Raw genomic sequence first — 6000 nt, 5'->3', positions numbered from 1 at the left:
TGGCGCCCGACAGCGACGCCGCCTGGGGCACCAACACCGGCTTCCTCACCCACGGCCACGATGCCCACGGCAACCCCCTGCGCGGCACTGCCAAATGGACCAACTCGGTCAATTTCCCCACGCCGACACCTTCCCCAACGCCCACACCCACAACGCCGCCCACGCCGCGGCCGCCGAAAGGGCAGGTGCGCATTAGCGAATTCCTTCCCCGCCCGCACTATGACTGGAACGGCGATGGTCACGCCGACAACGGCGACGAATTCATCGAACTGGTCAACCTCGGCCCTGGGGCGGTGGACCTGGACAACTGGCTACTCGACGACGGCGAAGGCGGCTCCAAACCTTACGAAATTCCCGAAACCGGCCTGCTGCCAGGGCATGTGGTGGTGTTTTTCGCCAGCCAAACCCACATTCGCCTGAACGACGGCCGCGATACGGTGCGCCTGTTCACGCCCGACGGCCGGTTGGTCGATGCAGTGAGTTATCGCGCTGCGGCGTGGAACCTCTCATGGTGCCGCCCCGACTGGGGCTGGGGGGGCATCACCTACCCCTGCTGGCCAACGCCGGGCGGGGCGAAGAACGTGCGCTACGATGTTGCCGCGGGCAGGCCCATCAGCGCACCAGCAGGGGCGCGCATTCCCGTTTCCGGGCAGGGGGTGCATCTCGCAGGGGAAAGCCCACAACCCCGCAGCGGGGAACTGCCCCTGTGGGCAGGGCGGCTGCCCTTTGGAATTGGACGCTTCCGTTGGGTTTGGGTGCGGTAGAATGGGGATGAATTCCACCCCATAAGGATGTGCCTTCCCCGTGAAACGCCTATTGCTTGCCCTGTTGCTCTTCTTGGGACTGGTGGCCACCGCCTGCCAGCCCACACCAGCCGCCGCGCCGCTTTCCCCCACGCCGGCCGCTTCTGCCGCGCCCATCGAGGTGTTCTTTACCCACCCCGTCACCCCCGCCCGCCTGCGCGGCGGGCTGGACGACACCGTGGCCGCCGCCATCGACAACGCCCACCTGACCGTGGATGCCGCCCTCTATGACCTGGATTTGTGGAGCATTCGCGATGCCCTCTTGCGCGCCGCCCACCGCGGGGTGCAGGTGCGCATTGTCGCTGAATCGGACCACCTGGGGCGCGCCGAATTCCAGGCGTTGCGCCGCGCAGGCATTCCCATCGTAGGCGACCACCGCCAGGCGCTCATGCACGACAAGTTTCTCATCATTGACCACTACGAAGTGTGGACGGGCTCGATGAACTACACCCTCAACGGGGTCTACCGCAATAACAACGACCTGGTGCGGCTGCGCTCTTCCCGCCTCGCCGCCGATTACACCGCCGAGTTTGAGGAAATGTTCACCGACCACCGTTTCGGTGCGGGCTCCCCTGCCAACACCCCCTATCCGCAGGTGAACCTCGATGGCACGCTGGTAGAAGTGTATTTCTCACCCGAAGATCACCCGCGCGATCACTACCTGCCCGTGGTCGCCCAGGCGCAACAGAGCATCATTTTCATGGCCTTCAACCTCACCGACGACGACCTGGCCCGCTTGCTGATTGCCAAAGCCCACCAGGGGGTGAAGGTGCAGGGCGTTTTCGATGCGCGCCAGGCAGATACCAGCCGCGGCAACGACTACGAAACCCTCCGCCGCGCCGGCTTGGACGTGCGCCTCGATGGCAACCCCTATGCCATGCACCACAAAGTCATCATCGTGGATGGCAAAACCGTCATTTTCGGCTCGTACAACTTCACCCGCAGCGCCGAGACACGGAACGACGAAAACCTGCTCATCGTCCACGCCCCCCTGCTGGCCGCCCGTTTCATGGAAGAATTTCAGCGCGTGTACGCCATCAGCAAGCCGTAAAGTATAATTCACCCGAACTTTGGATCACGCCCCACCCCTGAACGGAGCCGCTCATGCCTTTGGATTATCAAAGCGTTTATGCCGCCGTGGCCCGCTGGGAATCCCAGGTCAAAGGCTTTTACGAAAAGCAGGAAGCGCGGGAAAAGGAAGCATGGGAAAGCCTGCACGCCTGGAGCGAGCGGCTGGAGCCACTGGCCCAGCGCGTGGCAAAGGCTATGGATGAGATTCCCTACTGGCGCTCGGCCATGCCGGCGCAAGAACCACTCACCCAGGCTGTGGACCCACCCGCCGATGCCGCAAACCGCGTGGCCAAGGCCGTCGTGCTGGCCGCCGACGGTTCACAAATCGAGCCTAACCCCCATGCCAGTGTGTATTTTGCGCTCGTCAATGTGGGTGCGGTGGCAATGGTCGCGGGCATCCCCCCGCGCACGCACGTCACCAGCACCCTTTGGACGCCCGAAGCGTTAGCCACCGGGCACCTGCAGGTCAGCCTGCAGCGCGACTTGCGCGAGCGCGCGGTGCTGGCCGACATCGTGGAAGCCCTCCACACCGGCAAGCCGCCTGCCGATGAAGCGCCCTGGGAAGCGTTTGTCGCGGACCTGCCTGCCGAAGCCCCCGTGCTGGCCCTGACCGATGGCCCGCTGGAATTGTGGGGAGCCAAAGACGAGGAAGGCAGCAGTTTCCGCACGGCTTTGGAAGCCTACCGCAAAAGCCTGGAGACTTTGCAGCGTTACAAGGCCATTGCCGCGGGCTTCGTCGACAAACCCCACGCGAATCTGGTCGTGCATCTGCTGGAACTGGCCTTGCTCGACAAAGCGCCCTCGAAGCACGAGGCGCAGGCCATCAGCCGCGGGGAGGCCCGGCTGCAAGGCGTGACCGACACAGCGCTGTTCGGGCACCTGCTGAAACCCGGCCAGCGCTCGGCAGTATTTGGCCTCGCTTCGCAATCGCGAAAAGACTACGCTGGCCCCCTGGCATTGCACTTCTTCTACCTCAACACCTCGCTCGACCCTCAGCGGGCCAACATCGCCCGGGTGGAAATTCCTGCCTGGGTTGCCGAAGACGCGGAAGCCTTAGCCACCCTCCACGCCGTGCTGGTATGGCAAAGCCGCCGGGTACCGCAAATTCCTTACCCCTACATTTTGCACCGCGCTCACGAGGTGGCCGTGGTGCACCGCGAAGAGCGCGATGTGGTCGAAGCCTGGTTGTGCCGGGTACTGGTCGCCAGCGGGCGTTCCTGGTGTGTGCCTTCGGCCAAACAACAGATGAAAAACCTGCGGTAACCCGCACGAAGCCCTATGCGGCCTCCAAACCGCACCGTGCCAAGACACTTTCAAACCGTGCCCCCTTCCTCACAGGGAAGCGCGCCGCCGCCCTACGGCCAGGGCCGGGCATCCTGCAGCCCAACACCGCCGATCACTTCGACCAACACTGCCACGGCCTTCGCGAGGCGGGCGCCGAACCAAAACAGCAGCGTGCCATCGACCAGGAAAACCCGCCCTTCACGGCCTGCGGGGGTTTCGGCCAGCAGGGCCAGCATTGCCTCGCGCCCGCGGGCATCATACGTACAGGGCTCGTCGGGCAGCAGCACCACCTCGGGCTGCCCCGCCACGATTTCTTCCAGCCGCACCCGCGGGTAGCGGCGGTCGCGGCCGGGGGCCGGGCGTTCCGGCGCGAGGCCGAGGTCGGCTTCCAGGGGGTAGCGGCGCTGCCGGTCGGCGAAGATGTTTTCCCCGCCCAACAGGGCCAGCAGGTCGTGGGGGTAGGTGTGGCGGTTGAAGGTCATCCACCAGCGCAGGCCGCGGGTTTCGCCCTCCCAAATGGGCACGAAATAGCGCCAGCGGCGGCGCGGCAAGCGGCGGGCGGCTTCCACCGCCTGGGCTATCGCTTCGGCGCGCCTTTCCGCCGCAGGGCTGCGGAAGAGCGCCGCGAGGTCTCGCAAAAAGGCCACCGTTTCGGCCACGGTGTTGGGAAACGTCACCCATACCGGCACGCCCGCGGCTTCCAGCGCGCGCACCACGGCGGGCGTGTTTTCTTCGCGGTTGGCAATCACCAGGTCGGGCTGCAGCGCCAGGATAGCTTCCAGTTGGGGGTTTTTCGGGCCGCCGACCTTCGGCAGCCCGGCCACCGCTTCTGCCGGATGGATACAGTAATCGGTCACGCCCGCGACGGCTTTCCCCAGGCCGAGGTCGAACAGGCTTTCGGTGACGGAAGGCACTAACGAAACCACCCGCCGCGGCGGGGCGGGCAGCTCGGGCGGGGCAGCGGCAGGCACGGCGCGGGCGGGCATGGTCAGCCTTCCGGCGTGGGGGTGGGGGTAAGGATGGGAATGTCGGGCGTGGGGTGCGGCGTGGGGGTGAGGATGGCTTCCCGCGGGTAGAGTTGTTCCATGGCTTCCTGCCAGGTCAACCCTTGCTGCAGGGCAAACTCGTTGAAGCGCGCACCGGGCAGGTCGTGCCGCCAGTCGGGCAGGGCAGGCAGGCGTTCCCAGCCCAGCGCCTGGGCGAGGGCGGTCACATCCACCCAGTAGCCGGGCGGCACGGCGGCGGCGTACGCGCCCCCCTGCTCAAAGGCCGTGATGTCGCCGTCGAAACGGGCGTTGAAATCCCACGGCAGGGCGTGGAGGGGCTGGCCGAGGCTGCCATCCTGTTTGGCCGCGCGCACGAACACCCGCCAGTAGGTGTAAGGCGGCAGGCCTTCCCGCACCACGACCATCCATCCGGCCTGAAGCGGCGTGGTCGGGAGGGCAATGGAGCGGCCGGTGTAGAGCCAATCCTGCCCCAGGCCGGGCGGCAGGGGGGCGGTGAGGGGCACGAAGGCGTTTTCCAGCGTGCCGAGCACATCCCAGCCGGCCTTTTGCGCCAGCAGCGCACGCAGGGCGGCAAAGGCCTCGTCGGCGGCGTCGCTCAGTTTGGAGTACGGCGCCTTGACGCCTTTCAGCGGGACGGTGCCCAGCCGCTGGTCGGGGCCGATGGGGTGGGTTTCGGGCGTCCAGGCAGGGGTAGGGGTCATCTGCGCGATGGCAGGGGAAAACGCCAGCCGCACCGTTGCCTTCTCGATAGCGAAGCCCCGCACCGTGCCGGGGAGCGGCAGCAGGGGCAACGCCTGACGGCGGGAAAGCGCATAAGCCGTGAGGGCATCGCCGTGGGGAAGGCGCACCACCGCCCCCAGCGTGCCGTCGGCGCCCCACTGCGGCCACCAGCCTTCGCCGAGGACGCGCGGCGGCCGGTCGGGATGGGCGGCATCCCACACCATCAGCAGGGGCACGCCGCCGCGGGTCTGGCTCCAGGCCAGGTAGCGGCCGTCGGGCGACCAGGCGGGATGGCGGCAGGGGCCATCTTCCGGGCGGGAAAGGCGGCGGAAGCGCGCCGCACCGGCTTTGTCCAGATCGGCCAGAAAGATTTGCGGCGCGCCCTCGCGGGTGGAAACGAAGGCAATCAGCCGTCCCTGCGGCGCCCAGGCGGGGGCGTCGTCGGCGGCGGGGTTCGCCGTGAGGCGGATGGGCTGCTGCTTGCCATCGCGATCGCGGATGAAGATATCCAGGTTGTTTTCGGCGTAACGCTCATAGGCCAGCCACAAGCCGTCGGGTGACCAGGAAGGCGCGCCGACGTACGCACCGTCGGCGTTGGGGAGGGTGGTGGTCGTGCCGTCGGCGAGGGAAAGCAGGGCGAGGCTCCAGCGCCCCTGCCGGTGGAGGGCGTAGGCCAGGGTGCGGCCATCGGGCGAGAGCGCCGGGGCGAGGTGGTCGGCGGCGTCGGCGGTCAGGCGGGTGAGGGGCAACTGACCATCGGCATAGGCAAACAACTGGCTGTAAGCCCCTTCCTGCAGCGCCAGCACGGTCAGGCCGGGAGGGAAAGTGAGGGAAAGCGCGGGCGGCGTGGGCGTCGCCGCAAGCGCGACGGCAGGCGCGGGGGGCGGCGTCGGCGAGGGGGAAGCCGTGGGCGTGGCCGTCGGCGTAGGGGAAGCCGTGGCCGTGGCGGTGGGCAGCGCCCGCGGGGCGCGGGCTTCCACCACCCGGCGCATGCCTACACCCGCCGCCAGCCCCACCAGCAGCAGGATGAGCAGCCAGCCCCATGCGGGGATGCGCAATGTGTGAGGGGGTTTTTCGGCCATGCTTTCGCCTTCCGAATTTCCTGTAACTGTTCA

At 67.3% G+C, this 6000-nt stretch carries 5 protein-coding genes; 3 read left to right on the top strand and 2 right to left on the bottom strand.

All coding sequences use genetic code 11. The features are described 5' to 3' along the window. The 3 genes from ENJ54_00550 to ENJ54_00540 all read left to right on the top strand — a co-directional run. On the top strand, positions 1 to 764 hold a 764-nt coding region (locus ENJ54_00550), incomplete at its 5' end, for a lamin tail domain-containing protein (protein ID HFC08338.1). Between the two features lie 40 nt (positions 765 to 804). Beyond that, the gene (locus tag ENJ54_00545; GenBank protein ID HFC08337.1) at positions 805 to 1854 is read left to right on the top strand and encodes a DUF1669 domain-containing protein; all 1050 of its coding nucleotides are present in this window, start codon (positions 805 to 807) and stop codon (positions 1852 to 1854) included. 53 nt (positions 1855 to 1907) lie between these two features. After that, positions 1908 to 3137 carry a DNA double-strand break repair nuclease NurA gene (locus ENJ54_00540; protein ID HFC08336.1) on the top strand — a complete coding sequence of 410 codons (1230 nt, stop codon included), beginning with the start codon at positions 1908 to 1910 and terminating at the stop codon, positions 3135 to 3137. 92 nt (positions 3138 to 3229) lie between these two features. On the opposite strand, the gene ENJ54_00535 is transcribed toward ENJ54_00540, so the two are convergent. Then, positions 3230 to 4144: an ABC transporter substrate-binding protein gene (locus ENJ54_00535; protein ID HFC08335.1), complete on the bottom strand. Its 915-nt coding sequence runs from the start codon at positions 4142 to 4144 to the stop codon at positions 3230 to 3232. 2 nt (positions 4145 to 4146) lie between these two features. Then, positions 4147 to 5865, bottom strand: a complete 1719-nt coding sequence (locus ENJ54_00530) for a hypothetical protein (protein ID HFC08334.1) — start codon at positions 5863 to 5865, stop codon at positions 4147 to 4149. Positions 5866 to 6000: the final 135 nt, after the last annotated feature.

Source organism: Chloroflexota bacterium (genome assembly GCA_011322445.1).
Taxonomy (GTDB): Bacteria; Chloroflexota; Anaerolineae; order Anaerolineales; family DRMV01; genus DRMV01.
This window is presented reverse-complemented; position numbering and strand designations above follow the sequence as displayed.

Coding starts and splice junctions, on each gene's coding strand:
- ENJ54_00540 (HFC08336.1), top strand. CDS start 1,908: ATGCCTTTGGATTATCAAAGCGTTTATGCCGCCGTGGCCCGCTGGGAA.
- ENJ54_00535 (HFC08335.1), bottom strand. CDS start 4,144: ATGCCCGCCCGCGCCGTGCCTGCCGCTGCCCCGCCCGAGCTGCCCGCC.